Annotated in this window: 43 protein-coding genes and 1 pseudogene; 38 read left to right on the top strand and 6 right to left on the bottom strand. The window is 51.4% G+C overall.

Annotated elements, in window-relative coordinates:
* From tuf to A6U95_RS17830, 33 genes and pseudogenes are all read left to right on the top strand, one after another.
* Positions 1-136: pseudogene (gene tuf, locus A6U95_RS29930) on the top strand (elongation factor Tu); the annotation flags it as partial.
* 133 nt (positions 137-269) lie between these two features.
* Positions 270-464: a bacterioferritin-associated ferredoxin gene (bfd, locus tag A6U95_RS17980; protein ID WP_024485620.1), complete on the top strand. Its 195-nt coding sequence runs from the start codon at positions 270-272 to the stop codon at positions 462-464.
* Between the two features lie 74 nt (positions 465-538).
* Complete coding sequence (gene bfr, locus A6U95_RS17975) at positions 539-1,018, top strand: bacterioferritin (RefSeq protein ID WP_021182231.1); 480 nt, start codon at positions 539-541, stop codon at positions 1,016-1,018.
* A 463-nt stretch (positions 1,019-1,481) separates the two neighbouring features.
* A complete protein-coding gene (rpsJ, locus tag A6U95_RS17970) occupies positions 1,482-1,793 on the top strand; it encodes a 30S ribosomal protein S10 (RefSeq protein WP_001181005.1) in 312 nt (103 codons plus the stop codon).
* 31 nt (positions 1,794-1,824) lie between these two features.
* Entirely contained in the window at positions 1,825-2,454 is a 630-nt protein-coding gene (gene rplC, locus A6U95_RS17965) for a 50S ribosomal protein L3 (RefSeq protein ID WP_004956193.1), read from the top strand.
* A 10-nt stretch (positions 2,455-2,464) separates the two neighbouring features.
* Entirely contained in the window at positions 2,465-3,070 is a 606-nt protein-coding gene (rplD, locus tag A6U95_RS17960) for a 50S ribosomal protein L4 (protein WP_021182230.1), read from the top strand.
* A complete protein-coding gene (gene rplW / locus A6U95_RS17955; protein WP_021182229.1) occupies positions 3,067-3,369 on the top strand; it encodes a 50S ribosomal protein L23 in 303 nt (100 codons plus the stop codon). Before rplD ends, rplW begins: the two co-directional genes overlap by 4 nt.
* 18 nt (positions 3,370-3,387) lie before the next feature.
* Entirely contained in the window at positions 3,388-4,212 is an 825-nt protein-coding gene (gene rplB, locus A6U95_RS17950; RefSeq protein ID WP_021182228.1) for a 50S ribosomal protein L2, read from the top strand.
* A gap of 14 nt (positions 4,213-4,226) precedes the next feature.
* Complete coding sequence (rpsS, locus tag A6U95_RS17945; RefSeq protein WP_004929772.1) at positions 4,227-4,505, top strand: 30S ribosomal protein S19; 279 nt, start codon at positions 4,227-4,229, stop codon at positions 4,503-4,505.
* A gap of 14 nt (positions 4,506-4,519) precedes the next feature.
* Positions 4,520-4,852 carry a 50S ribosomal protein L22 gene (gene rplV, locus A6U95_RS17940; RefSeq protein WP_004391423.1) on the top strand — a complete coding sequence of 111 codons (333 nt, stop codon included), beginning with the start codon at positions 4,520-4,522 and terminating at the stop codon, positions 4,850-4,852.
* A 17-nt stretch (positions 4,853-4,869) separates the two neighbouring features.
* Entirely contained in the window at positions 4,870-5,568 is a 699-nt protein-coding gene (rpsC, locus tag A6U95_RS17935; RefSeq protein WP_004956187.1) for a 30S ribosomal protein S3, read from the top strand.
* A gap of 12 nt (positions 5,569-5,580) precedes the next feature.
* Entirely contained in the window at positions 5,581-5,991 is a 411-nt protein-coding gene (rplP, locus tag A6U95_RS17930; protein ID WP_004929764.1) for a 50S ribosomal protein L16, read from the top strand.
* Complete coding sequence (rpmC, locus tag A6U95_RS17925) at positions 5,991-6,182, top strand: 50S ribosomal protein L29 (RefSeq protein WP_002218942.1); 192 nt, start codon at positions 5,991-5,993, stop codon at positions 6,180-6,182. Before rplP ends, rpmC begins: the two co-directional genes overlap by 1 nt.
* A 1-nt stretch (position 6,183) precedes the next feature.
* Entirely contained in the window at positions 6,184-6,438 is a 255-nt protein-coding gene (rpsQ, locus tag A6U95_RS17920) for a 30S ribosomal protein S17 (RefSeq protein WP_021182227.1), read from the top strand.
* 166 nt (positions 6,439-6,604) lie between these two features.
* Entirely contained in the window at positions 6,605-6,976 is a 372-nt protein-coding gene (rplN, locus tag A6U95_RS17915; RefSeq protein WP_020837240.1) for a 50S ribosomal protein L14, read from the top strand.
* Between the two features lie 10 nt (positions 6,977-6,986).
* The gene (rplX, locus tag A6U95_RS17910) at positions 6,987-7,301 is read left to right on the top strand and encodes a 50S ribosomal protein L24 (RefSeq protein WP_021808126.1); all 315 of its coding nucleotides are present in this window, start codon (positions 6,987-6,989) and stop codon (positions 7,299-7,301) included.
* 14 nt (positions 7,302-7,315) lie between these two features.
* Positions 7,316-7,855, top strand: coding sequence for a 50S ribosomal protein L5 (gene rplE / locus A6U95_RS17905; protein ID WP_021808125.1), 540 nt, complete (start codon positions 7,316-7,318; stop codon positions 7,853-7,855).
* Between the two features lie 13 nt (positions 7,856-7,868).
* A complete protein-coding gene (gene rpsN / locus A6U95_RS17900) occupies positions 7,869-8,174 on the top strand; it encodes a 30S ribosomal protein S14 (RefSeq protein WP_021182224.1) in 306 nt (101 codons plus the stop codon).
* Between the two features lie 30 nt (positions 8,175-8,204).
* Entirely contained in the window at positions 8,205-8,597 is a 393-nt protein-coding gene (gene rpsH / locus A6U95_RS17895; RefSeq protein WP_021182223.1) for a 30S ribosomal protein S8, read from the top strand.
* A gap of 14 nt (positions 8,598-8,611) precedes the next feature.
* A complete protein-coding gene (rplF, locus tag A6U95_RS17890) occupies positions 8,612-9,145 on the top strand; it encodes a 50S ribosomal protein L6 (protein ID WP_021182222.1) in 534 nt (177 codons plus the stop codon).
* 9 nt (positions 9,146-9,154) lie between these two features.
* Positions 9,155-9,508: a 50S ribosomal protein L18 gene (gene rplR / locus A6U95_RS17885; RefSeq protein WP_021182221.1), complete on the top strand. Its 354-nt coding sequence runs from the start codon at positions 9,155-9,157 to the stop codon at positions 9,506-9,508.
* Positions 9,509-9,522: 14 nt separating this feature from the next.
* Complete coding sequence (gene rpsE / locus A6U95_RS17880) at positions 9,523-10,023, top strand: 30S ribosomal protein S5 (RefSeq protein ID WP_021182220.1); 501 nt, start codon at positions 9,523-9,525, stop codon at positions 10,021-10,023.
* A 6-nt stretch (positions 10,024-10,029) separates the two neighbouring features.
* Positions 10,030-10,209, top strand: a complete 180-nt coding sequence (gene rpmD, locus A6U95_RS17875) for a 50S ribosomal protein L30 (RefSeq protein ID WP_004956161.1) — start codon at positions 10,030-10,032, stop codon at positions 10,207-10,209.
* A gap of 3 nt (positions 10,210-10,212) precedes the next feature.
* Positions 10,213-10,647 carry a 50S ribosomal protein L15 gene (gene rplO / locus A6U95_RS17870; protein ID WP_021182219.1) on the top strand — a complete coding sequence of 145 codons (435 nt, stop codon included), beginning with the start codon at positions 10,213-10,215 and terminating at the stop codon, positions 10,645-10,647.
* 8 nt (positions 10,648-10,655) lie between these two features.
* Positions 10,656-11,987, top strand: a complete 1,332-nt coding sequence (secY, locus tag A6U95_RS17865) for a preprotein translocase subunit SecY (protein ID WP_021182218.1) — start codon at positions 10,656-10,658, stop codon at positions 11,985-11,987.
* A 33-nt stretch (positions 11,988-12,020) separates the two neighbouring features.
* Positions 12,021-12,137, top strand: a complete 117-nt coding sequence (rpmJ, locus tag A6U95_RS29925; RefSeq protein WP_002227352.1) for a 50S ribosomal protein L36 — start codon at positions 12,021-12,023, stop codon at positions 12,135-12,137.
* Positions 12,138-12,283: 146 nt separating this feature from the next.
* A complete protein-coding gene (gene rpsM, locus A6U95_RS17860) occupies positions 12,284-12,640 on the top strand; it encodes a 30S ribosomal protein S13 (RefSeq protein WP_021182217.1) in 357 nt (118 codons plus the stop codon).
* Positions 12,641-12,656: 16 nt separating this feature from the next.
* Positions 12,657-13,046, top strand: coding sequence for a 30S ribosomal protein S11 (gene rpsK, locus A6U95_RS17855; RefSeq protein ID WP_004929731.1), 390 nt, complete (start codon positions 12,657-12,659; stop codon positions 13,044-13,046).
* Between the two features lie 33 nt (positions 13,047-13,079).
* A complete protein-coding gene (rpsD, locus tag A6U95_RS17850) occupies positions 13,080-13,700 on the top strand; it encodes a 30S ribosomal protein S4 (protein ID WP_021182216.1) in 621 nt (206 codons plus the stop codon).
* Positions 13,701-13,726: 26 nt separating this feature from the next.
* Positions 13,727-14,716 carry a DNA-directed RNA polymerase subunit alpha gene (gene rpoA, locus A6U95_RS17845; RefSeq protein WP_002919219.1) on the top strand — a complete coding sequence of 330 codons (990 nt, stop codon included), beginning with the start codon at positions 13,727-13,729 and terminating at the stop codon, positions 14,714-14,716.
* Between the two features lie 40 nt (positions 14,717-14,756).
* Positions 14,757-15,146: a 50S ribosomal protein L17 gene (gene rplQ, locus A6U95_RS17840; RefSeq protein WP_004929726.1), complete on the top strand. Its 390-nt coding sequence runs from the start codon at positions 14,757-14,759 to the stop codon at positions 15,144-15,146.
* A 150-nt stretch (positions 15,147-15,296) separates the two neighbouring features.
* Positions 15,297-15,728 carry a Zn(2+)-responsive transcriptional regulator gene (gene zntR, locus A6U95_RS17835; protein ID WP_039996322.1) on the top strand — a complete coding sequence of 144 codons (432 nt, stop codon included), beginning with the start codon at positions 15,297-15,299 and terminating at the stop codon, positions 15,726-15,728.
* Between the two features lie 80 nt (positions 15,729-15,808).
* Positions 15,809-16,015: an alternative ribosome-rescue factor A gene (locus tag A6U95_RS17830; protein WP_021808122.1), complete on the top strand. Its 207-nt coding sequence runs from the start codon at positions 15,809-15,811 to the stop codon at positions 16,013-16,015.
* A gap of 52 nt (positions 16,016-16,067) precedes the next feature.
* Here the strand turns inward: A6U95_RS17830 and mscL are convergent, their stop codons facing one another.
* The 5 genes from mscL to def all read right to left on the bottom strand — a co-directional run bounded on the left by mscL (position 16,068) and on the right by def (position 20,904).
* Positions 16,068-16,484 (bottom strand): large-conductance mechanosensitive channel protein MscL, encoded by a 417-nt coding sequence (gene mscL / locus A6U95_RS17825; RefSeq protein WP_021808121.1) that lies wholly within the window; start codon positions 16,482-16,484, stop codon positions 16,068-16,070.
* A 139-nt stretch (positions 16,485-16,623) separates the two neighbouring features.
* Complete coding sequence (trkA, locus tag A6U95_RS17820; RefSeq protein ID WP_065685449.1) at positions 16,624-18,000, bottom strand: Trk system potassium transporter TrkA; 1,377 nt, start codon at positions 17,998-18,000, stop codon at positions 16,624-16,626.
* A gap of 70 nt (positions 18,001-18,070) precedes the next feature.
* A complete protein-coding gene (gene rsmB / locus A6U95_RS17815; RefSeq protein ID WP_065685448.1) occupies positions 18,071-19,360 on the bottom strand; it encodes a 16S rRNA (cytosine(967)-C(5))-methyltransferase RsmB in 1,290 nt (429 codons plus the stop codon).
* Between the two features lie 72 nt (positions 19,361-19,432).
* Positions 19,433-20,377 carry a methionyl-tRNA formyltransferase gene (fmt, locus tag A6U95_RS17810; RefSeq protein ID WP_065685447.1) on the bottom strand — a complete coding sequence of 315 codons (945 nt, stop codon included), beginning with the start codon at positions 20,375-20,377 and terminating at the stop codon, positions 19,433-19,435.
* Between the two features lie 17 nt (positions 20,378-20,394).
* A complete protein-coding gene (def, locus tag A6U95_RS17805) occupies positions 20,395-20,904 on the bottom strand; it encodes a peptide deformylase (RefSeq protein ID WP_024485624.1) in 510 nt (169 codons plus the stop codon).
* Positions 20,905-21,036: 132 nt separating this feature from the next.
* Between def and dprA the strand changes: the two genes are divergently transcribed.
* The 5 genes from dprA to aroE are packed head-to-tail and all read left to right on the top strand — an operon-like array spanning position 21,037 to position 24,581.
* Entirely contained in the window at positions 21,037-22,158 is a 1,122-nt protein-coding gene (dprA, locus tag A6U95_RS17800; protein WP_065685446.1) for a DNA-protecting protein DprA, read from the top strand.
* The gene (locus A6U95_RS17795; RefSeq protein WP_021182206.1) at positions 22,130-22,603 is read left to right on the top strand and encodes a DUF494 family protein; all 474 of its coding nucleotides are present in this window, start codon (positions 22,130-22,132) and stop codon (positions 22,601-22,603) included. The genes dprA and A6U95_RS17795 overlap by 29 nt, the downstream gene beginning before the upstream one ends.
* A 25-nt stretch (positions 22,604-22,628) precedes the next feature.
* Entirely contained in the window at positions 22,629-23,174 is a 546-nt protein-coding gene (locus A6U95_RS17790) for a type I DNA topoisomerase (RefSeq protein ID WP_024531126.1), read from the top strand.
* 7 nt (positions 23,175-23,181) lie between these two features.
* The gene (gene tsaC / locus A6U95_RS17785) at positions 23,182-23,751 is read left to right on the top strand and encodes an L-threonylcarbamoyladenylate synthase type 1 TsaC (protein ID WP_024531125.1); all 570 of its coding nucleotides are present in this window, start codon (positions 23,182-23,184) and stop codon (positions 23,749-23,751) included.
* An 11-nt stretch (positions 23,752-23,762) separates the two neighbouring features.
* Positions 23,763-24,581, top strand: a complete 819-nt coding sequence (gene aroE, locus A6U95_RS17780) for a shikimate dehydrogenase (protein ID WP_024531124.1) — start codon at positions 23,763-23,765, stop codon at positions 24,579-24,581.
* A 34-nt stretch (positions 24,582-24,615) separates the two neighbouring features.
* Here aroE and A6U95_RS17775 read toward each other — a convergent pair whose 3' ends face one another.
* Complete coding sequence (locus A6U95_RS17775) at positions 24,616-25,158, bottom strand: gamma carbonic anhydrase family protein (RefSeq protein WP_021808115.1); 543 nt, start codon at positions 25,156-25,158, stop codon at positions 24,616-24,618.
* Between the last annotated feature and the right edge of the window lie 438 nt (positions 25,159-25,596).

Below are 25,596 nucleotides of genomic sequence, written 5' to 3'. Positions count from 1 at the left end.
GGTAATGCCAGGCGATAACGTGAACATGGTTGTTACCCTGATCCACCCAATCGCGATGGACCAAGGCTTGCGTTTCGCAATCCGTGAAGGCGGCCGTACTGTAGGTGCGGGCGTTGTTGCTAAAGTTATCGCTTAATCGCGAATAATTTATAAGCACTAAAAGAGGGCACTTCGGTGCCCTTTTTTTATACAATTTTTTACCAATCTTAATTGAAATAAAAACGATTCTTATTTAGACTTACTGCATCGGTTAAGAAGTGAGTCTCTCTATGTACGTATGTCTGTGTAATGCTGTGTCTGACAAAGCGATCCGTAAGGCGGTGCGTCAGCACAATCCCCATACCATGAAGCAACTACGTGAGCTGGTGCCGATTGGAACTGACTGCGGTAAATGCATTCGTCAGGCAAGGCAAATTATGGTGGAGGAACGCGCAACCCTGATTCATATGCATGAAGTCGCCTAATAAATAGTAGGGTTATTTTTTGACTCTTGGCCCGCAGCTTCTACACTTTTAGAACTGCCCAGGAGGATTTACCTATGAAAGGCGATAAAAAGATCATTGCTCACCTCAACAAGCTGCTCGGTAACGAGCTGGTTGCCATCAATCAATACTTCCTGCACGCGCGTATGTTCAAAAATTGGGGCCTGATGCGTCTCAATGAGAAGGAATATCACGAGTCGATCGATGAGATGAAACATGCCGATCGCTACATCGAGCGTATCCTGTTCCTTGAAGGGTTACCGAACCTGCAAGATCTCGGCAAGCTGAATATCGGTGAAGATGTCGAAGAGATGCTGAGGTCTGATTTGGCCCTGGAGCTGGACGGCGCCAAGAACCTGCGGGAAGGTATCGCCTATGCCGACTCTATCCATGATTATGTCAGCCGCGATCTGATGAAAGAAGTCTTGGCCGATGAGGAAGGGCATATCGACTGGTTGGAGACTGAGCTGAGCTTGATTGAGCGGCTTGGCATCCAAAACTATTGCCAGGCGCAAGTGCTGGAACGCAAAGACTGAATGCCCCCCGAACCCTCTCCCACAGGGAGAGGGACAGTCCGTGCTGTAACTTAACTGAGACATTCTTCCTTTATATTCCACTATTACAGATCAGCTTTAACGCCATAACAGCCCTCACATTCTCCCGTTACAGATTATCTCCTGCACTTGCCAATAGTGCCGATCGGCTCCCTATCACTAGAGGAGAGGGTCGGGGGAGGGGGGAAAACTCATTAAATACCGCTCATTCTGAGCATATTTCCATCCGTGGCTTGCAACCTGGCCTGGTTTGCGTATAATGCGCGGGCTTACCTAATCTTGGTAAGCCTGATTTTAGCGAATCAGTCGATTGGCAAGAACGTTTTGCCCTTCGAACAATACTCCCGATATGGGGGTTATATGTTGACGATTACACTCCCCCATCAATCGAAATGGGTGTGAGGAGTAATTATTTACGTTTATAAATAATTGGAGCTCTGGTCTCATGCAGAACCAAAGAATCCGTATCCGCCTGAAAGCGTTTGATCATCGTCTGATCGATCAATCAACTGCGGAAATCGTCGAGACTGCCAAGCGCACTGGTGCGCAAGTCCGTGGTCCGATCCCGCTGCCAACTCGCAAAGAGCGCTTTACCGTTCTGATCTCCCCGCACGTCAACAAAGACGCGCGTGATCAGTACGAGATCCGCACTCACAAGCGTCTGGTTGACATCGTTGAGCCAACTGAGAAAACCGTTGATGCTCTGATGCGTCTGGATCTGGCTGCCGGTGTAGACGTGCAGATCAGCCTGGGTTAATCAGGTCATTGACGATTGAGAGGTTGAAACAATGATTGGTTTAGTCGGTAAAAAAGTGGGCATGACTCGTATCTTCACTGAAGATGGCGTTTCTATCCCAGTAACCGTGATTGAAATTGAAGCGAACCGCGTGACTCAGGTTAAAGACCTGGACAACGACGGATACCGTGCCATTCAGGTCACTACCGGTAGCAAAAAAGCTAACCGTGTGACCAAACCGGAAGCGGGTCATTTCGCTAAAGCTGGCGTCGAAGCTGGCCGTGGTCTGTGGGAATTCCGCCTTGAAGAAGGTCAAGAGTTCGCTGCAGGTCAAGAAATCAGCGTAGAAATCTTCGCTGACGTTAAAAAAGTCGATGTTACCGGTACTTCCAAAGGTAAAGGTTTTGCTGGCACTGTAAAGCGCTGGAACTTCCGTACTCAGGATGCAACCCACGGTAACTCCTTGTCTCACCGCGTTCCGGGTTCTATCGGTCAGAACCAGACTCCGGGCAAAGTGTTCAAAGGCAAGAAAATGGCTGGCCACCTGGGTGACGAGCGTGTAACCGTTCAAAGCCTGGACGTAGTACGTGTTGACGCTGAGCGCAACCTGCTGCTGGTTAAGGGTGCTGTACCGGGCGCAACCGGTGGCAACCTGATCGTTAAACCAGCTGTGAAGGCGTAAGGGGATAGCAATGGAATTAGTATTGAAAGACGCGCAAAGCGCGCTGACTGTTTCCGAAACTACCTTCGGTCGTGATTTCAACGAAGCGCTGGTACACCAGGTTGTTGTTGCTTATGCAGCAGGTGCCCGTCAAGGTACCCGTGCTCAGAAGACCCGTGCTGAAGTGACTGGTTCCGGTAAAAAACCGTGGCGCCAGAAAGGTACAGGCCGTGCGCGTTCAGGCACTGTAAAGAGCCCGATCTGGCGTTCTGGTGGTGTAACCTTCGCTGCGAAGCCACAAGACCACAGTCAGAAAGTAAACAAAAAGATGTACCGCGGCGCGCTGAAAAGCATCCTGTCCGAACTGGTACGTCAAGATCGTCTGATCGTTGTCGAGAAGTTCTCTGTAGAAGCGCCTAAAACTAAGCTGCTGGCACAGAAACTGAAAGATATGGCCCTGGAAGATGTGCTGATCGTGACCGGTGAACTGGATGAGAATCTGTTCCTGGCAGCTCGTAACCTGTACAAGGTTGACGTGCGCGATGTAGCAGGTATCGACCCAGTTAGCCTGATCGCCTTCGACAAAGTGGTTATGACTGCTGATGCTGTGAAGCAAGTTGAGGAGATGCTGGCATGATCCGTGAAGAACGTTTGCTGAAAGTGCTGCGTGCACCGCACGTATCTGAAAAAGCATCCGCTGCGATGGAAAAAAGCAACACCATCGTACTCAAAGTTGCCAAAGACGCGACCAAAGCAGAAATTAAAGCTGCAGTGCAGAAACTGTTTGAAGTCGAAGTCGAAGACGTTAACACCCTGGTAGTAAAAGGGAAAGTGAAGCGTCAAGGTCAGCGTGTTGGTCGTCGTAGCGACTGGAAAAAAGCTTACGTCACCCTGAAGGAAGGCCAGAACTTGGACTTCATCGGCGGCGCAGAGTAAGTCGGAGGAGTAAGAACAATGGCAATTGTTAAATGTAAACCTACATCTCCGGGTCGTCGCCACGTTGTTAAAGTGGTTAACCCTGAGCTGCACAAGGGTAAACCTTATGCCCCGCTGCTTGAGAAACTGAGCAAAAGCGGTGGTCGTAACAACAATGGCCGTATCACCACCCGTCATATCGGTGGTGGCCACAAGCAACATTATCGTCTGGTTGACTTCAAACGCAACAAAGATGGTATCCCTGCTGTGGTTGAGCGTCTGGAGTACGATCCGAACCGTTCCGCGAACATCGCGCTGGTTCTGTACAAAGACGGCGAACGCCGTTATATCCTGGCGCCGAAAGGCCTGAAAGCTGGTGACCAGATCCAATCTGGTGTTGATGCTGCAATCAAAGCGGGTAACACCCTGCCTATGCGCAACATCCCAGTAGGTTCAACGGTTCATAACGTAGAAATGAAACCAGGTAAAGGCGGCCAGCTGGCTCGTTCTGCTGGTGCCTACGTTCAGATCGTCGCACGTGATGGTTCCTACGTAACTCTGCGTCTGCGCTCTGGCGAAATGCGTAAAGTTCCAGTTGATTGCCGCGCCACCCTGGGTGAAGTCGGTAACGCTGAACATATGCTTCGCGTTCTGGGTAAAGCAGGTGCTGCACGTTGGCGTGGTATTCGTCCTACCGTTCGCGGTACGGCGATGAACCCAGTCGATCACCCGCACGGTGGTGGTGAAGGTCGTAACTTTGGTAAGCACCCGGTAACTCCGTGGGGCGTTCAGACCAAAGGTAAGAAGACCCGTAGCAACAAGCGTACTGACAAGTTCATCGTACGTCGCCGTAGTAAAAAATAATTAGAGGATAAGCCATGCCACGTTCTCTCAAGAAAGGTCCTTTTATTGACCTGCACTTGCTGAAGAAGGTAGAGAAAGCGGTGGAAAGCGGTGACAAGAAGCCTTTGCGCACTTGGTCCCGTCGTTCAACGATCTTTCCTAACATGATCGGTTTGACCATCGCTGTCCATAATGGTCGTCAGCACGTACCAGTATTTGTTTCCGATGAAATGGTCGGTCACAAACTGGGTGAATTCGCGCCGACTCGTACTTATCGCGGCCATGCGGCTGATAAAAAAGCTAAAAAGCGCTAAGGTAGGAGGAAGAGATGGAAACTATCGCTAAACATCGCCACGCTCGTTCTTCTGCTCAGAAGGTTCGCCTTGTTGCAGACCTGATCCGCGGTAAGAAAGTGTCGCAAGCTCTGGAAACTCTGGCCTACACCAACAAGAAAGCTGCTGGTCTGGTCAAGAAAGTGCTGGAGTCTGCCATTGCTAACGCAGAACACAACGATGGCGCTGACATCGATGATCTGAAAGTCACGAAAATCTTCGTAGACGAAGGCCCAAGCATGAAGCGCATTATGCCTCGTGCAAAAGGTCGTGCAGATCGCATCCTGAAGCGCACCAGCCACATTACTGTGGTTGTGTCCGATCGCTGAGACTCTGGAGACTAGCAATGGGTCAGAAAGTACATCCTAATGGTATTCGCCTGGGTATTGTCAAACCTTGGAACTCTACTTGGTATGCGAATACCAAAGAATTCGCTGACAACCTGGACAGCGACTTTAAAGTTCGCCAATTCTTGACTAAAGAACTGGCGAAAGCTTCCGTTTCTCGCATCGTTATCGAGCGTCCAGCGAAGAGCATCCGTGTGACTATTCACACCGCTCGTCCTGGCATCGTTATCGGCAAGAAAGGTGAAGATGTCGAAAAACTGCGTAAGGTCGTAGCGGATATCGCTGGCGTTCCTGCGCAAATTAACATCGCCGAAGTCCGTAAACCGGAACTGGACGCAAAATTGGTTGCTGACAGCATCACTTCACAGCTGGAACGTCGCGTTATGTTCCGTCGTGCTATGAAGCGTGCTGTACAGAACGCAATGCGTCTTGGCGCTAAAGGTATCAAAGTTGAAGTAAGCGGCCGTCTTGGCGGTGCTGAAATCGCGCGTACCGAATGGTACCGTGAAGGTCGTGTTCCGTTGCATACACTGCGTGCGGATATCGATTACAACACATCTGAAGCGCACACCACTTATGGTGTAATCGGCGTTAAGGTATGGATCTTCAAAGGTGAGATCCTGGGTGGTATGGCTGCAGTTGAACAACCGGAACCGGCTGCTCAACCTAAAAAGCAGCAGCGTAAAGGCCGCAAGTAAGGAGAGTCGCTGATGTTACAACCAAAGCGTACAAAATTCCGTAAGGTGCACAAGGGCCGCAACCGTGGTCTGGCGCAAGGTACGGATGTTAGCTTCGGCACTTTCGGTCTGAAAGCTGTTGGCCGTGGCCGTCTGACTGCTCGTCAAATCGAAGCAGCTCGTCGTGCAATGACTCGTGCAGTGAAGCGTCAAGGTAAGATTTGGATCCGTGTATTCCCGGACAAACCAATCACCGAGAAGCCTCTTGAAGTGCGTATGGGTAAAGGTAAGGGTAACGTGGAATATTGGGTTGCCCTGATCCAACCTGGCAAAGTCCTGTACGAAATGGACGGCGTTCCAGAAGAAGTCGCCCGTGAAGCGTTCAAGCTGGCAGCAGCTAAACTGCCGATCAAAACCACCTTTGTAACTAAGACGGTGATGTAATGAAAGCACAAGAGCTGCGTGAAAAAAGTGTTGAAGAGCTGAACACTGAGCTGCTCAACCTGCTGCGTGAGCAATTCAACTTACGCATGCAGGCGGCGAGTGGCCAACTGCAACAAACTCACCTGTTGAAACAAGTGCGTCGTAATGTCGCACGCGTTAAGACTTTACTGACTGAAAAGGCGGGTGCGTAAAATGACTGATATTATCCGTACTCTGCAAGGTCGTGTTGTTAGTGACAAAATGGAGAAATCCATGGTTGTTGCTATCGAACGTACGGTGAAGCACCCGATCTACGGGAAATTCATCAAGCGTACGACTAAGCTGCATGTACATGATGAGAACAACGAATGTGGTATCGGCGACGTGGTAGAAATCCGCGAATGCCGTCCACTGTCCAAGACTAAGTCATGGACGTTGGTTCGCATTGTAGATAAAGCGATTCTGTAATAGAGTAGCTGACTCTAACTTAATAAACGGCTCAGAAAGTGAGCCGTTTATTTTTTCTACCCATACTCTGGAAGCGGTGTTATAATGCTGCGCCCTCGGTTATGGGGCTTTTCAACGACCTAGTAATGGGTCCTAAAGTTGTAGTTGACATTAGCGGAGCACTAACATGATCCAAGAACAGACTATGCTGAACGTGGCCGACAACTCCGGTGCACGTCGCGTAATGTGTATCAAGGTTCTAGGTGGCTCGCACCGTCGCTACGCAGGCATCGGCGACGTCATCAAAATTACCATCAAGGAAGCAATTCCTCGCGGTAAGGTGAAGAAAGGCGATGTGCTGAAGGCGGTAGTGGTGCGCACCAAGAAGGGTGTACGTCGCCCGGACGGTTCTGTCATTCGCTTCGATGGTAATGCATGCGTTATTTTAAACAATAACAGCGAGCAACCTATCGGTACGCGTATTTTTGGGCCGGTAACTCGTGAACTGCGTAATGAGAAGTTCATGAAAATTATCTCTCTGGCACCAGAAGTACTCTAAGGAGCGAACCATGGCAGCGAAAATCCGTCGTGATGACGAAGTTATCGTGCTTACCGGGAAAGACAAAGGTAAACGCGGTAAAGTAAAAAATGTCCTGTCTGCTGGTAAGGTCATTGTTGAAGGTATCAACCTGGTTAAGAAACATCAGAAGCCGGTCCCGGCCCTGAACCAACCAGGTGGCATTGTTGAAAAAGAAGCTGCTATTCAGGTTTCCAACATTGCGCTGTTCAACTCGGCTACCGGTAAGGCTGACCGTGTAGGCTTTAGATTCGAAGACGGCAAAAAAGTCCGTTTCTTCAAATCAAATAGCGAAACTATCAAGTAATTTGGAGTATGACGATGGCGAAACTGCATGATTACTACAAAGACGAGGTAGTCAAACAACTGATGTCTCAGTTTGATTACAACTCTGTCATGCAAGTCCCTCGGGTCGAGAAGATCACCCTGAATATGGGTGTTGGTGAAGCGATCGCTGACAAGAAACTGCTGGATAATGCAGCAGCTGACTTGGCAGCTATCTCCGGTCAAAAGCCGTTCATCACCAAAGCACGCAAATCTGTTGCAGGCTTCAAAATCCGCCAGGGCTATCCGATCGGCTGTAAAGTAACTCTGCGTGGCGAACGCATGTGGGAGTTCTTTGAGCGTCTGATTTCCATTGCTGTTCCACGTATCCGTGACTTCCGTGGCTTGTCCGCTAAGTCATTCGATGGCCGTGGTAACTACAGCATGGGTGTGCGTGAGCAAATCATCTTCCCAGAAATCGACTACGACAAAGTCGATCGCGTTCGTGGTTTGGATATTACCATTACCACTTCTGCGAAATCTGATGATGAAGGCCGCGCGCTGTTGGCTGCTTTTAACTTCCCGTTCCGCAAGTAAGGCAGGGTTACTGATGGCTAAGCAATCAATGAAAGCACGCGAAGTCGTTCGCGTGAAACTGGCTGACAAGTACCGCGCTAAACGCGAGGAATTGAAAGCTATCATTTCTGGTGTGAACTCTTCTGACGAAGATCGTTGGGATGCTGTTCTCAAGCTCCAGTCTCTGCCGCGTGATTCCAGCCCGTCTCGTCAGCGTAAACGCTGCCGTCAAACTGGCCGTCCACATGGTTATGTGGGCAAATTCGGGTTGAGCCGTATCAAGCTACGTGAAGCCGCTATGCGCGGTGAAGTACCAGGCTTGAAAAAGGCTAGCTGGTAATTACCAATTGAATCACGGGAGTAAAGACAGATGAGCATGCAAGATCCGATCGCGGATATGCTGACCCGTATCCGTAACGGTCAAGCCGCGAACAAAGTTGCGGTCACCATGCCTTCCTCCAAGCTGAAAGTGGCAATTGCCAACGTGCTGAAGGAAGAAGGTTTTATTGAAGATTTCAAAATTGAAGGCGACACCAAGCCTGTTCTGGAACTGGTACTGAAGTACTTCCAGGGTAAGGCAGTGGTAGAAAGCATTCAGCGTATCAGTCGTCCAGGTCTGCGCATCTACAAGAAAAAAGATGCACTGCCAAAAGTTATGGCCGGTCTGGGTATCGCTGTTATTTCTACCTCTAAAGGTGTTATGACCGATCGTGCAGCTCGCCAAGCTGGTCTTGGTGGCGAGATTATCTGCTACGTAGCTTAATTCGGGAGGAAAGAATGTCTCGTGTTGCAAAAGCACCCGTCGTCATTCCTGCCGGCGTAGAGGTAAAACTCAACGGTCAGGTTATTTCGGTTAAGGGTAAGAACGGCGAGCTGACTCGTACAGTCCATGACGCCGTTGAAGTGAAGCAAGAAGCTAACGCACTGACTTTCGCACCACGCGAAGGTTTTGCTAACGCATGGGCCCAAGCGGGTACCACGCGCGCTCTGCTGAACGCAATGGTTGTCGGTGTTACCGAAGGTTTCACCAAGAAGCTTCAACTGGTAGGTGTTGGTTATCGTGCTGCTGTTAAAGGCAACGTGGTGAATTTAGCCCTGGGCTTCTCTCACCCAATCGATCACCAGCTGCCAGCAGGTATTACTGCTGAATGCCCAAGCCAAACTGAAATCGTGCTGAAAGGCGCTGATAAGCAGGTTATTGGCCAGGTTGCTGCAGATCTGCGTGCCTACCGCCGTCCTGAGCCTTATAAAGGCAAGGGTGTCCGTTACGCCGACGAAGTCGTGCGTACCAAAGAGGCTAAGAAGAAGTAAGGTAACACTATGGATAAGAAATCTGCTCGTATCCGTCGTGCGACCCGCGCACGCCGTAAGCTCAAAGAACTGGGTGCAACCCGCCTGGTGGTACATCGTACCCCGCGTCACATTTACGCACAGGTCATTGCTCCAAATGGTTCTGAAGTTCTGGTAGCCGCTTCTACTTTAGAAAAAGCTATCACTGAGCAATTGAAGTACTCCGGTAACAAAGACGCAGCAGCAGCCGTAGGTAAAGCTCTGGCTGAGCGCGCGTTGGAAAAAGGGATTGCGAAAGTATCCTTTGACCGTTCCGGTTTCCAATATCATGGTCGAGTCCAGGCACTGGCAGATGCTGCCCGTGAAGCTGGCCTTCAGTTCTAAGGAAGAGGTTTAAGATGGCTCACATCGAAAAACAAGCTGGCGAACTGCAGGAAAAGCTGATCGCGGTAAACCGCGTATCTAAAACCGTAAAAGGTGGCCGTATTTTCAGCTTTACCGCACTGACAGTAGTTGGTGATGGTAACGGTCGCGTTGGTTTTGGCTACGGCAAAGCACGCGAAGTTCCAGCAGCGATCCAGAAAGCGATGGAAAAAGCCCGTCGCAACATGATGAATGTCGCGCTGAACGGCGGCACCCTGCAGCACCCTGTTAAAGGTGCTCATACGGGTTCCCGTGTGTTCATGCAGCCAGCTCATGAAGGTACCGGTATCATCGCGGGTGGTGCAATGCGCGCCGTTCTCGAAGTTGCTGGGGTGCACAACGTACTGGCTAAAGCTTATGGTTCCACCAACCCGATCAACGTGGTTCGTGCAACTATCGACGCTTTGGCTAATATGAAGTCTCCTGAAATGGTCGCTGCCAAGCGTGGTAAATCCGTTGCAGACATTCTGGGGTAATTGACCATGGCTAAGACTATCAAAGTTACACAAGTTCGCAGCTCCATTGGCCGTCTGCCGAAGCATAAAGCTACACTGCTCGGTCTGGGTCTGCGTCGTATTGGTCACACCGTAGAGCGCGAGGATACTCCTGCTGTACGCGGTATGATCAACCTGGTTTCCTACATGGTTAAGGTTGAGGAGTAACAGATGCGTTTAAATACTCTGTCTCCGGCTGAAGGTGCCAAGCATGCGCCTAAGCGTGTAGGTCGTGGTATTGGTTCTGGCCTGGGTAAAACCGCCGGTCGTGGTCACAAAGGTCAGAACTCACGTTCTGGCGGTGGCGTACGTCGTGGGTTTGAAGGTGGTCAGATGCCTTTATATCGTCGTTTGCCGAAATTCGGCTTCACCTCTCGCAAAGCTATGATCACGGCAGAAGTTCGTCTGTCTGAACTGGCTCTTGTAGAAGGCGACGTAATCGACCTGAACACGCTGAAAGCCGCTAACGTTGTTGGTACCCAGATCGAGTTCGCGAAAGTTATGCTTTCTGGCGAAATCACTCGTCCGGTTACCCTGCGTGGTCTGCGTGTCACCAAAGGCGCTCGTGTTGCTATCGAGGCTGCTGGCGGTAAAATTGAGGAATAAGTAAGCTGATGGCTAAGCAACCAGGATTAGATTTTCAAAGTGCTAAAGGCGGACTCGGTGAGCTGAAGCGCAGACTTTTGTTTGTTATCGGCGCGCTGATTGTTTTCCGCATTGGCTCTTTCATTCCGATTCCTGGTATCGATGCCACTGTGCTTGCCAAACTGCTCGAACAGCAGAGAGGCACCATCATTGAAATGTTTAACATGTTCTCTGGTGGTGCTCTCAGCCGTGCTTCTATTTTTGCTCTGGGGATCATGCCGTACATTTCGGCCTCGATCATTATCCAGTTACTGACGGTGGTTCATCCAGCGTTGGCGGAAATCAAGAAAGAAGGGGAGGCTGGCCGTCGCAAGATTAGCCAGTACACCCGCTACGGTACGCTGGTGTTGGCCATATTCCAGTCGATCGGTATTGCTACCGGTCTGCCGAATATGCCTGGTATGCAGGGCCTGGTGTTAAACCCAGGCTTTGCGTTCTACTTTACTGCGGTTGTGAGTCTGGTTACCGGGACAATGTTCCTGATGTGGCTGGGCGAGCAGATTACTGAGCGTGGTATCGGTAACGGTATCTCAATCATTATCTTCGCGGGTATTGTGGCGGGTCTTCCGCCGGCTGTTGGCCATACTATTGAGCAAGCTCGGCAAGGCGACCTGCACTTCCTCTTGTTGCTGTTGGTTGCAGTATTAGTGTTTGCAGTAACCTTCTTCGTTGTTTTCATTGAACGTGGTCAACGTCGTATCGTCGTTAACTATGCGAAACGTCAACAGGGTCGTCGTGTTTACGCAGCACAGAGCACACACTTACCGTTGAAAGTGAACATGGCAGGGGTAATCCCAGCAATCTTCGCTTCCAGCATTATTCTGTTCCCTGCCACGATTGCATCATGGTTTGGGGGCGGTACCGGTTGGAACTGGCTGACAACGATTTCGCTGTATTTGCAGCCTGGACAACCGCTTTATGTGTTACTCTATGCGTCTGCAATCATCTTCTTCTGTTTCTTCTACACGGCGTTGGTTTTCAACCCGCGTGAAACAGCAGATAACCTGAAGAAGTCCGGTGCCTTCGTACCAGGAATTCGTCCGGGAGAGCAAACGGCGAAATATATCGATAAAGTGATGACGCGTTTAACCCTGGTGGGCGCGATGTACATTACTTTCATCTGCCTGATCCCGGAGTTCATGCGTGATGCAATGAAAGTACCATTCTACTTTGGTGGTACCTCGCTACTGATCGTTGTTGTCGTCATCATGGACTTTATGGCTCAAGTGCAAACTCTGATGATGTCAAGTCAGTACGAGTCTGCATTGAAGAAAGCAAACCTGAAAGGCTATAACCGCTAATCTGGTGCGTTTGAGAAGTTACGGAGAGTAAAAATGAAAGTTCGTGCTTCCGTCAAGAAATTATGTCGTAACTGCAAAATCGTTAAGCGTAACGGTGTCGTTCGTGTGATTTGCAGCGCCGAGCCGAAGCATAAACAGCGTCAAGGCTGATTATCTCGCATATTTTTCTTGCAAAGTTGGGTTGAGCTGGCTAGATTAGCCAGCCAATCTTTTGTATGTAGCTGCAACATTATTTGAGTATCCTGAAAACGGGCTTTTCAGAATGGTGTTGCCGTAAAAATTAGTAGGAGTGCATAGTGGCCCGTATAGCAGGCATTAACATTCCTGATCATAAACATACCGTTATCGCGTTAACGTCGATCTTCGGAATCGGCAAAACTCGTTCACAGTCTATCTGTGCTGAGACGGGTATTGCTGAAAATGTTAAGATCAGTGAGCTGTCTGAAGAGCAAATTGAACAACTGCGTGAAGCAGTTGCCAAATTCACTGTTGAAGGTGATTTGCGTCGTGAAGTTACCCTGAGCATCAAGCGTCTGATGGATCTTGGTACATACCGTGGTTTACGCCATCGTCGTGGTCTGCCAGTTCGCGGTCAGCGTACTAAGACCAACGCACGTACCCGTAAGGGTCCGCGTAAACCGATCAAGAAATAATCGGGGTGATTGAATAATGGCAAAGGCACCTGTTCGTACACGTAAGCGTGTAAGAAAACAAGTCTCTGACGGCGTGGCTCATATCCATGCTTCTTTCAACAACACCATTGTGACTATTACCGATCGTCAGGGTAATGCTTTGGGTTGGGCAACAGCCGGTGGTTCCGGTTTCCGTGGTTCTCGTAAGTCAACTCCGTTTGCAGCTCAGGTTGCAGCCGAGCGTTGTGCTGACGCAGTTAAAGAATACGGTATCAAGAACCTGGAAGTTATGGTCAAAGGACCTGGTCCTGGTCGTGAGTCTACTATCCGCGCTCTGAACGCGGCTGGTTTCCGCATCACTAATATTACCGATGTGACTCCGATTCCTCATAACGGTTGTCGTCCACCGAAAAAGCGTCGCGTGTAACGCCCCTGCTTTTCGGATTGTTGGAGAAAGAAAATGGCAAGATATTTGGGTCCTAAGCTCAAGCTTAGCCGCCGCGAGGGCACAGACCTGTTCCTGAAGTCTGGCGTTCGCGCGATAGATTCAAAGTGCAAAATTGAACAGCCACCTGGTCAACACGGTGCGCGTAAACCGCGTCTGTCTGACTACGGTGTACAGTTACGTGAAAAGCAAAAAGTTCGCCGTATGTACGGTGTTCTGGAGCGTCAGTTCCGTAACTATTACAAAGCAGCAACCCGCCTGAAAGGCAACACCGGTGAAAACCTGTTGACCCTTCTGGAAGGTCGTCTGGACAACGTAGTTTACCGTATGGGCTTCGGCGCCACTCGTGCAGAATCACGTCAGCTGGTTAGCCATAAAGCCGTTATGGTAAATGGTCGCGTTGTTAACATCGCTTCTTATCAGGTATCTCCGAATGACGTAGTCAGCATCCGCGAGAAAGCTAAAAAGCAGTCTCGTGTTAAGGCTTCTCTGGAGCTGGCTGAGCAGCGTGAAAAGCCGACTTGGCTGGAAGTTGATGCTGCGAAGATGGAAGGTGTGTTCAAACGTATTCCTGAACGTACCGATCTGTCCGCCGACATTAACGAACACCTGATCGTCGAGCTTTACTCCAAGTAAGGCTTGAGTTTCAAAGAGAGGACACAATGCAGGGTTCTGTGACAGAGTTTCTAAAACCGCGCCTGGTAGATATCGAGCAAGTCAGTTCGACGCACGCCAAGGTGACCCTTGAGCCGTTAGAGCGTGGCTTTGGCCATACTCTTGGCAACGCACTGCGCCGTATTCTGCTTTCATCTATGCCGGGTTGCGCGGTGACCGAGGTTGAGATTGATGGTGTACTACATGAGTACAGCACCAAAGAAGGCGTACAGGAAGATATCCTGGAGATCTTGCTCAACCTGAAAGGGCTGGCGGTGAGAGTTCAAGGGAAAGATGAAGTTATTCTTACCCTGAATAAATCTGGCATTGGCCCTGTGACCGCTGCCGACATTACCCATGATGGTGATGTCGAAATCGTCAAGCCGCAGCACGTTATCTGCCACCTGACCGATGAGAACGCTGCTATCAGCATGCGTATCAAAGTTCAGCGCGGTCGTGGTTATGTGCCGGCTTCTGCCCGAATTCATTCGGAAGAAGATGAGCGCCCGATTGGTCGTCTGTTGGTTGACGCCTGCTATAGCCCTGTAGAGCGTATTGCCTACAATGTTGAAGCAGCGCGTGTAGAACAGCGTACCGACCTGGACAAGCTGGTCATCGAGATGGAAACCAATGGCACGATCGATCCTGAAGAGGCGATCCGCCGTGCGGCAACCATTCTGGCTGAACAACTGGAAGCTTTCGTTGACCTACGTGATGTACGTCAGCCGGAAGTGAAAGAAGAGAAACCAGAGTTCGATCCGATCCTGCTGCGCCCTGTTGACGATCTGGAATTGACTGTCCGCTCTGCTAACTGCCTTAAGGCAGAAGCTATCCACTACATCGGTGATCTGGTACAGCGTACCGAGGTTGAGCTGTTGAAAACGCCTAACCTGGGTAAAAAATCTCTTACTGAGATTAAAGACGTGCTGGCTTCCCGTGGACTTTCTCTGGGCATGCGCCTGGAAAATTGGCCACCGGCTAGCATTGCTGACGAGTAACCGGATCACAGGTTAAGGTTTTACTGAGAAGGATAAGGTCATGCGCCATCGTAAGAGTGGTCGTCAACTGAACCGTAACAGCAGCCATCGCCAGGCTATGTTCCGTAACATGGCCGGCTCTTTGGTTCGTCATGAGATCATCAAGACGACCCTGCCAAAAGCGAAAGAGCTGCGTCGCGTTGTTGAGCCGCTGATTACTCTTGCCAAGACCGACAGCGTTGCTAATCGTCGTCTGGCATTCGCCCGTACTCGTGATAACGAGATCGTGGCAAAACTGTTTAACGAGCTAGGCCCGCGTTTTGCGAGCCGTGCCGGTGGTTACACTCGCATTCTGAAGTGTGGCTTCCGCGCAGGCGACAACGCGCCGATGGCATACATCGAGCTGGTTGATCGTGCTGAGTCTCAAGCAGAAGTAGCAACTGCAGAGTAATCTGTGGAAGCGTAGAAAAACCGGGCTTGCCCGGTTTTTTTACGTCTGTAGCTAGCCAAATGTGCTTTCCCTCCCGGCAATGCTTAAGATCCTTCCCCACATCCGCTATGCTCAGGCTATCAGTGATAAGTGCAACATGGAGAGGTCATGATGTTCAAAATTGGGCAATTAGCCAAGTTGGCTGACGTAACGCCAGATACGGTGCGCTATTACGAGAAGCAAGGCATGATGGATCACCACGTTCGTACCGAAGGCGGCTATCGGCTGTATAGCGATCAGGACTTACAGCGCCTGCGTTTTATCCGCTATGCCAAGCAGCTGGGCTTCACGCTGGAAACCATCGCCGAGTTGCTGTCGATCCGCGTAGATCCAGAGCATCATACCTGCGAAGAGTCGAAGTCTATCGTTGATGCGCGGCTGCATGAGGTTGAAAGCAAACTGACCGAGTTAACCAGAATGCGTGAGTCGCTGAAAAGGCTCAGCGATGCCTGCTGTGGTAGTGAGCACACTAGCAACTATTGCTCGATTCTGGAGGCTTTGGAGCAAGGAGCCAGCGAAGAGAAAGCCAAAAGTGCGGTTTAACGGCGTATGGGGCTTTAATTTTTATCTGGCCAGCAGTATCATCGGCGCGTTTATTATCATCAACCAACAGGAAGACCATGATGACCCAATATCGTCATACCAAAGGCAAGATCCAGGACAATGCCATTGAGGCGTTGCTACACGATCCTCTTTTCCGCCAACGGGTAGAGAAGAACAGTAAAGGGAAAGGCAGCTACCGGCGTAAAGACAAACACGCAAAAGGCGGTAACTGGGAGGCCAGTGGTAAATTGCCCAACGACAATTTACCACTGGCCTTCTGGTTTTAAGCCACAAAAAAGCCATCATCGTAAGATGGCTTTTAGCGTTATAAGCGGTGAATTACAGCTTAGGCTGTTGTTGTTGACTCAGCAGATCGCGGATTTCTGTCAGCAGCTTCTCTTCGGCCGTTGGCGCAGGCGGTGCGGCTGGCTCTTCAACTTCTTTACGGCGCATTTTGTTCATTAACTTGATAGCCATAAAGATCGCAAAGGCGACGATCACGAAATCAAAGATATTCTGCAGGAAAGAGCCATAGTTCATCACTACTGCTGGGACATTGTCTTTGGCTTCACGCAGTACCAGATGGAACTGTTTGAAATCAACGCCACCTATCAGCAACCCCAAAGGTGGCATGATGATGTCGGCAACCAGAGAAGAAACGATTTTACCGAATGCCGCACCAATGATCACACCCACTGCCAGATCGACCACGTTGCCACGCATGGCAAATTCGCGGAACTCTTTTAACATACCCATCAGAACACCCCTCAAAAAATTAGTAACGCAATTTTAACAAAGCAATTCCCCTTTGACACAATCAGTATAGGAAAATTTTTTGTTTTTCCTAATTCTCGACTTGGGACGTGTCAAAAAATCATTCGCATGATTTAAGTATCTATAAGAAGAACGGGCTTGGTTGGAACAGGCGCTCAACGTCTGGTACAAATTTCTTATCGGTAATAAACATGATCACGTGGTCGCCTTGCTGGATCCGGCTGTTGCCGTTGGCAATGATCACATCATCGCCACGCACTATCGCGCCAATGGTGGTACCTGGTGGCAGTTTAATCTCTTCGACCATACGGCCTACGACCTTGGAGGTGCTTTCATCGCCATGGGCAATCGCTTCAATGGCTTCGGCAACGCCGCGGCGCAGCGAGGAGACGCTGACAATATCGGCTTTACGCACGTGGCCTAGCAGCGCGGAGATAGTGGCCTGCTGCGGCGAAATTGCGATATCAATCACGCTGCCCTGGACCAGATCGACATAGGCACGGCGCTGGATCAAGACCATCACCTTTTTGGCTCCCATGCGTTTGGCCAGCATGGCAGACATGATATTGGCTTCGTCATCGTTGGTGATGGCAATAAACACGTCTACCTGCTCGACATGCTCTTCGGCCAGCAGCTCCTGATCGGAGGCATCGCCGTAAAACACGATGGTATCGTGCAGTTGCTCTGCCAGTTCGGCGGCGCGTTGCTGGTTTTTCTCAATCAGCTTCACGTTGTACGATTTTTCCAACCGATGCGCCAGTCCGGCACCCACGTTACCACCGCCGACGATCATGATGCGTTTGTAGGGCTTTTCGAGCCGCTGCAGCTCACTCATTACCGCGCGGATATGCTGTGATGCGGCAACGAAGAACACCTCATCGCCAGCTTCGATAATAGTAGAGCCTTGTGGGCGGATCGGGCGGTCATGACGGAAAATTGCCGCCACGCGAGTATCGATATGTGGCATATGCTCACGCATGGCAGACAGAGCATTTCCCACCAGTGGGCCGCCATAATAGGCCTTCACAGCGGCGATGCTGACCTTGCCGTCGGAAAAGTTCACCACCTGCAAGGCGCCAGGGTATTCGATCAGCTTGTAGATGTAATCGATAACCAACTGCTCCGGTGAGATCAGGTGGTCGATGGGTACCGCCTCCGGATGGAATAGCTTCTCGGACTCACGGATATAATCCGGCGCCCGGATCCGTGCAATACGATTCGGGGTGTTAAACAGCGTATAAGCGATCTGACAGGCGACCATATTGGTTTCGTCAGAGTTGGTGACGGCAACCAGCATATCGGCATCTTCGGCACCGGCTTCGCGTAATACGCGTGGATGGGAACCGTGCCCCTGGACGACGCGCAGGTCAAACTTGTCTTGCAACTGGCGTAGGCGCCCGGTGTCGGTATCGACCACGGTGATATCGTTATTTTCACCCACCAGGTTTTCAGCCAGTGTTCCGCCAACTTGCCCTGCGCCAAGAATAATTATTTTCATCGATTTCTCTGCTCGATCTGCGACGGCCGTGGCCGAAAGGTGAGAACGCCCGCAGGCGCTCCCTGAACAGTTATATTTTAATCAGCTTAGCGTAAAAGAAACCATCGCCATCCTCAGGATGAGGCAGATTCTGTTTACCTGGTGATTGCGTGTCGCCGGTTTCAACCAGCTTGGCATCGCCGTGACGTTGCAGGAACGCAGCTATCTGCTCGCTATTTTCCTGCGGCAGAATAGAGCAGGTTGCATAGACCATTACGCCGCCGGGTTTCAGGTGTGGCCAGATAGCTTCCAGAATTTCACTCTGTAAAGCGGCCAGTTCAGCGATATCGCTGTCACGACGTAGCCATTTGATATCCGGGTGGCGGCGAATAACACCGGTGGCGGAGCAAGGGGCATCCAACAGGATACGGTCGAACTGTTGGTCACCGCACCACTCTTGCGGGGTACGGCCATCACCCTGGCGAACTTCTGCATGTTGGCGCAGGCGCTGCAGGTTTTCTTTCACCCGGCTTAAACGCTGTTCGTCGATATCCACGGCAAGCACGTGAGCTTTGGGAGCGGCTTCCAGAATATGGGTCGTTTTGCCGCCGGGGGCTGCACAAAGATCGAGGATCTGTTCACCGTCTTGCGGATCCAACAGATCAACGCAACCTTGAGCGGAGGCGTCTTGTACCGTTACCCAGCCCTCGGAGAAACCGGGCAAGTCCGTTACTGGGCACGGAGCCAGCAAGCGAACTGCGTCGCGATACTCCGCATGAGGCTCGGCGGTAATGCCGGCCTGCTGCATAAGCTTCAGATAATCTTCACGGGTATGGTGCAGACGATTGACGCGCAGCCACATTGGCGGCTTCTGATTATTGGCATCAACGATCTGCTCCCACTGTGCCGGATAAGCCAGTTTGATGCGTTTAAGCAACCAGCTAGGGTGCAGATAGCGGCTTTCGTTATTGGCTGCACGTGCCAGCAGTTCTTCTTGCTGGCGTTGGAACTGGCGCAGTACGCCGTTAATCAGTCCTTTCAGCTGTGGGCGCTTCAAGGCGACCGCGCCTTCAACCGTTTCGGCTAATACCGCGTGCGGTGGAATACGGGTATACAGCAACTGATACAGCCCAACCATCAGCAAATAGTGAAGTGGCCGCTGTTTTCCAGTCATGGGCTTTGCCATCAACTGCTGGATGCACCATTCGAGCTGCGGCAGCACCCGCAGCGTACCAAAACAGAGTTCCTGCAATAGCCCACGGTCTTTGTCAGAAATATTCTTTTGTAATGTGGGCAAAATGGTGCTGAGCGACTGCCCTTGATCCAGTACCTGGCCGATGGCCTTGGCAGCAATGCTTCGGAGATTGTAATTGTTTTTCATAGGCTAAGGCGGATTACGATCGGCATTAAGAAACGAACAGCCCGGCAACAATAGCCGGGCAGTGGGAGTGGCTTATAACCGGTTGCCCGGCGTGAACCATTCGCGGCGAGAATTCAGTAAATCTTGTGCCGACATCGGTTTTTTACCGGCAGGCTGGAGCTGCGTGAGGTTGAGAATACCTTGCGCGGTAGCCACCTGAATGCCGTGCTTGTCGGCGTGCACGATAGTACCCGGTTCTGCGTTGGCGGTTTCCGCCAGCACGGTTGCCTGCCAGACTTTCACCGGTTGATCGTCGATGGTGAAATAGCTGATTGGCCAAGGGTTAAAAGCACGAATACAGCGTTCCAACTGTTCGGCGGAAAGGCTCCAGTCCAGGCGTGCCTCTTCTTTGCTCAGCTTTTCTGCGTAGGTCACCAGCGCTTCGTCTTGAACTTCGCGCTGCACCGTACCCGCCGCCAATTGCTGCAAAGTGATCAGCAGCCCTTGTGGCCCCAGTTCTGCCAGCTTGTTGTAAAGGCTGGCACTGGTATCGCTGGCTTCGATCGGGCATGCGATCTTATGCATCATGTCGCCGGTATCGAGACCCACGTCCATTTGCATGATGGTTACGCCAGTTTCGCCATCGCCAGCCCATAAAGCGCGTTGGATCGGTGCCGCACCGCGCCAGCGTGGCAGCAGAGAGCCATGTACGTTGATGCAGCCCAGGCGCGGCATATCCAGCACGGCTTTTGGCAGGATCAGCCCATAGGCAACCACCACCATCACGTCCGCATTCAGGTCGGCAACCAGGTGCTGATTCTCTTGCGGGCGCAGTGACTTAGGTTGGAAAACGGGGATTTGATGCTGTTCGGCCAGCACCTTGACCGGGCTTGGCGTCAATTTGTTACCGCGGCCTGCGGGGCGATCGGGCTGGGTGAAGACGCCGACCACCTGGTGCCCAGATGACAACAGCGCGTCTAGGTGACGCGCTGCAAAGTCTGGGGTTCCGGCAAAAATAATCCGTAAAGAGTCAGACACGTTGATTTCCTGATCGGTTAGGCGCGAGCTTCAAGCTTGGCCATTTTTTCCAGTTTCTGACGGATACGTTGGCGTTTCAACGGCGACAGGTAATCGACAAACAGTTTGCCAACCAGATGATCCATTTCGTGCTGGATACAGATTGCCAGCAAGTCATCGGCCTCAAGCTCAAAAGGTTGTCCTTCACGATTGAGGGCGCGGATCTTCACTTTCTCTGCGCGTGGCACCAGGGCGCGTTGCTCAGGGATAGAAAGGCAGCCTTCTTCGATACCGGTTTCACCGCTTTTTTCCAGCAGTTCCGGGTTGATCAACACCAGGCGTTGATCGCGGTTTTCAGAAACGTCAATGACGATAATGCGCTGATGAATATCAACTTGTGTCGCAGCCAGGCCAATGCCTTCCTCTGCGTACATGGTTTCAAACATATCATCCACGATGCGCTGGACATCTGCATTGACTTCTTTTACCGGGGCCGCAATTTTGCGTAGCCGCTCGTCTGGGAAATGTAATACCTGCAAGACTGACATATATCTTAAGATCTGTATCCGAGTGATGAACAGTGATTAGCTTCTATTCTAGACATTTCTTGGCCTGATTGACAGCATCCCAGACCAATTGCACGAATTGGTAATCCCCTAATTACAGCGAGGGAATGCTCCATGGGGCCAGAAGAAATCGCTCTACGTATGCATGCGGTGACAAAGATCGACGCACTGCAAGCCAGCCAGATTATCGATCGCCTGATTGCTGAAGGCGGCGATCCTTATCGGTTGCTTAAGCCTCTGGGGCTGAATGACCAGCAGCAAAAGCAGTTTCGGCGTGGGCATGGGCAGTATCTCAAGGCAACGCTCAAGTGGCTGGATCAGCCGGGCAATCAGATGGTGCGGTACGGTGAGCCAGCGTTTCCCGAACTCTTGGCGCATATCGATGACGCGCCGTTATTACTGATGGTGCAGGGGGCTGTAAAGGCTTTGCAACAGCCGCAAATCGCCATGGTGGGTAGCCGCCAGTTCAGCCACTATGGCGAACAGTGGGGCAGTTACTTTGCCAGCGGTTTGGTGCATTGCGGTTTCGCCATCACCAGCGGCCTGGCGATTGGCATTGACGGGATCTGTCACCGTGCAACCTTGGAGGCCGAAGGGGTCACCATTGCGGTATTGGGCAGCGGCCTGGCAAATATCTACCCACGCCGCCATCGCCGGCTGGCCGAGCAAATCATTGAGCAGGGCGGAGCGGTGATTTCCGAACATCTGGCTACCGATTTGCCGCTGGCGGCTCATTTTCCACGTCGCAACCGTATTATCAGTGGGTTAAGTGCGGGCGTGGTGGTCATAGAGGCTTCACTGCGTAGCGGGTCGCTGATCACTGCGCGTTACGCGTTGGAACAGGGGCGCGAAGTGTTTGCCCTGCCGGGGGCATTGGGTAACCCGATGAGCGAGGGATCTCATTGGTTGATCCAGCAGGGAGCCAGCTTGGTCACCGGCCCAAAAGATATCGCAGAACAACTGGGAAGTGGGTTGCAATGGCTGTCCGTGAACGAAAATACAACTATTTCTGCATCAGAGGCCGAAGTTGAATTGCCATTTGCCGATGTGTTGGCTAACGTAGGAGATGAGGTGACACCTGTTGACGTCGTCGCTGAACGTGCCGGCCAACCTGTGCCAGAGGTGGTAATCAAATTACTCGATCTGGAGTTAGCAGGTTGGATCGCAGCTGTACCCGGCGGCTATGTCCGAATAAGGAGGGCATGCCATGTTCGACGTACTCATGTATTTGTTTGAAACCTATATCCACAATGAGCCAGAGATGCACGTTGATCAGGATACCTTGACCGACGATCTTACCGAAGCAGGATTTGATCGTGATGATATCTTCAACGCGTTGAATTGGCTCGAAAAGCTTGCAGACCTCCAGGAAGGCGAGAATGCCCCTTATTTTATGGATGCCGATCCGCTGGCTATGCGGATCTACACCGAAGAAGAGAGCGTGCGTTTAGATGCCGGTTGCCGTGGTTTTCTCCTGTTCCTAGAACAGATCCAGGTATTGAACCTCGAAACCCGTGAAATGGTTATCGATCGTGTTATGGCTTTGGATAATACGGAATTTGATCTCGAAGATCTGAAATGGGTAGTGCTGATGGTGTTGTTCAATATCCCCGGATATGAGAGCGCCTATCAGCAGATGGAAGAACTGTTATTTGAAGTAAACGAAGGTTACCTGCACTGAGTAGGTAACAGGCATAGAAGACGTTATGACAAAACCAGCGATTTTTGCCGCGAGGCAAAATGAACCCTGTCCGGAATGCGGGGCCGAGTTGGTGATCCGCAGTGGTCGCCACGGCCCCTTTCTCGGCTGTTCTCAATATCCGCAGTGCGAATATATCCGGCCTTTGAAAGCGCAGGCGGATGGCCATATTGTCAAAGTGCTTGAGGGCCAGCAATGCCCGAAATGCCAGGCAACGCTGGTGTTACGCCAGGGGCGTTATGGCATGTTTATCGGTTGCAGCCACTATCCCGACTGCGATCATACCGAAGTGATCGACAAACCGGATGAAACCAGCATCGCCTGCCCTCAGTGTGGCCAAGGCCAACTGCTGCAGCGCAAATCTCGCTTTGGCAAGGTGTTCCATTCTTGCGATCGTTATCCAGAATGTCAGTTTGTGCTTAATTTTAAACCCGTCGCCGGTGAGTGTGCTTACTGCCACTATCCATTACTGATGGAAAAGCGCACGGCAAAAGGCCCAACGCTTTGCTGCGCCAGTAAACTGTGCGGAAAACCCGTCGCTATCTCAGAATAATCAAGCTATGAACCCAGAACAAACTTCCTCATTCGCGCCCATTATTGCCGCGCTGGAAAACCAGCAGGTGATTGCCTATCCAACAGAAGCGGTATTCGGTCTGGGGTGTGACCCTGATAGCGAACAGGCCGTCAAACAGCTGTTGGCCTTGAAACAACGCCCGTGGGAAAAAGGCCTGATCCTGATCGCTGCCGATTATGCCCAGCTAGCACCTTATATTGATGATGGCGTATTGAATGAGCAGCAGCGTGCCGCGATCTTTGCCAGTTGGCCTGGCCCGGTAACCTGGGTGATCCCGGCAAAACCGCAAACGCCAGCCTTGCTGACCGGTCGTTTTAATTCGTTGGCCGTGCGCGTCAGCGATCATCCTCTGGTGCAACAGCTGTGCCGCCAGTTCGGCAAGCCGCTGGTGTCAACCAGTGCCAACTTAAGCGGTGAGGAGCCGTGCCGCACCGTGGCTGAAGTGCAACAGCAGTTTGGTGATGCTTTCCCGGTGCTGGTAGGTAACGTGGGTGGCCGGTTAAACCCTTCTGAAATCAGAGATGCTTTGACCGGTGAGCTGATCCGTCAGGGCTAGAGGCTAGATCTATGGAGAAGTTCGCGGTATTCGGTAACCCGATTGCTCACAGCAAGTCCCCCCGTATCCACGCGCTGTTTGCGCAACAGACCGGGATCGAACACCCCTACGGCACCGTGCTGGCTCCGTTGGACGGTTTTGTACCTACCTTGCAACGGTTTATTGCTGCTGGTGGCCAAGGGGCCAACGTCACCGTCCCTTTTAAAGAATGTGCCTATGAGGCAGCAAGCGAACTTAGCGAAAGGGCGGCAATGGCCGGTGCGGTGAATACGCTAAAGGTTTTGCCCGATGGAAAGCTGCTGGGGGATAACACTGACGGTATCGGTTTGCTGTCTGATCTTGAACGCCAGCAGTTGATTCGGCCAGATGACCGCGTGTTGCTGGTTGGGGCGGGTGGGGCAGCGCGTGGTGTGATCCTGCCGCTGCTCTCTTTTGGCTGTGAAGTGGTGTTGACTAACCGCACCTTCAGCCGCGCTGAGGAGTTGGCTGCGGCGTTCCGCCATCTGGGGGAGATCGCCGCCTTGCCGCTGGATCGGCTGGATCAACAGCATTTTGATTTAGTGATCAACGCGACAGCATCAGGATTCAAGGGGGAGATCCCCGCACTGCCTGACAGCATTATCCACAGCACGACACGGTGCTATGACATGTTCTACCAACAGGGCGGCACCCCATTCCTGGCTTGGGCGCAGCAGTTGGGGGCGCAACATTATGCGGACGGTTTAGGCATGCTGGTGGGGCAGGCTGCCCATGCTTTCTTTTTATGGCATGGTGTGATGCCGGAGATTGAACCGGTATTGCAGCAATTACGTCAGGAAATGGCAGTGTGATGGTTGCCCCGCTCTGGCAAGCAGGGCGGGGCAGTCAGATATCTTCACTGAGGTATTCGTCTTTCCAACGTACATAGTTATTGGCCGAATAGCGTAACCCTTCCAGTTCTGCCGGAGTCAAGGCTCTAACCCGGCGCGCAGGGCTGCCTACATATAAGTAGCCACTTTCCAGATGCTTGCCGGGGGCTACCAGGCTACCTGCACCAATCATCACATCATCTTCTATTACGGCACCGTCGAGCAGAATGGAGCCCATTCCCACCAAAACGCGATTACCGATGGTACAGCCATGCAGCATGGCTTTATGCCCAACGGTGACATCCTCGCCGATCAGTAAAGGGTAACCCGCCGGATTATAATCGGATTGATGGGTGACATGCAGAATGCTGCCATCCTGGATATTACTGCGTGCGCCGATCTTTACCGCGTTGACATCGCCGCGGATGGCAACCAAGGGCCAAACGCTGACGTCATCAGCCAGATCAACGTTGCCGATCACTACGCTGGAAGGATCGATCATGACGCGTTGGCCAATTTGAGGGGAGTAATGAAGATAAGGACGCACTGAATTGGACATGGGATTGCCTCGTATAAGGATCTTATTACCGGCAATACTAGACTTTGACGGTGGAATTACAACCAGTCAACACGGGGGATCGTCGGTAAAATGGCCTTGATCGGGCAAGATCCGCGCGAAAGGGCGGAAAAGTGCGCAGTCGGTAAGAAAAGATCTAAAAAGGGGTTGTGGAAAAAAATGGGATCCCTATAATGCGCCTCCATCGACACGGAACATGTGAACAACTTCACAGAGTCTCCGGGGGTCGCAGAGAAAAAACCTGAAATTAAGGTTGACTCTGAAAGAGGAAAGCGTAATATACGCCACCTCGAGTTAGCAAGCGAAAGCGCGTAACTCACTGCTCTTTAACAATTTATCAGACAATCTGTGTGGGCACTCACAAGACGATATCCAGCTACTTCGGTAGCAAAAAAATATCAAGTCTTGAAGAGTGACCAA

Origin of the sequence: Serratia sp. 14-2641, from assembly GCF_001692375.1 — a bacterium.
Classification (GTDB): domain Bacteria; phylum Pseudomonadota; class Gammaproteobacteria; order Enterobacterales; family Enterobacteriaceae; genus Chania; species Chania fonticola_C.
The sequence above is the reverse complement of the archived record's forward strand: the minus strand, read 5'-3'. Positions and strand labels throughout refer to the sequence as shown.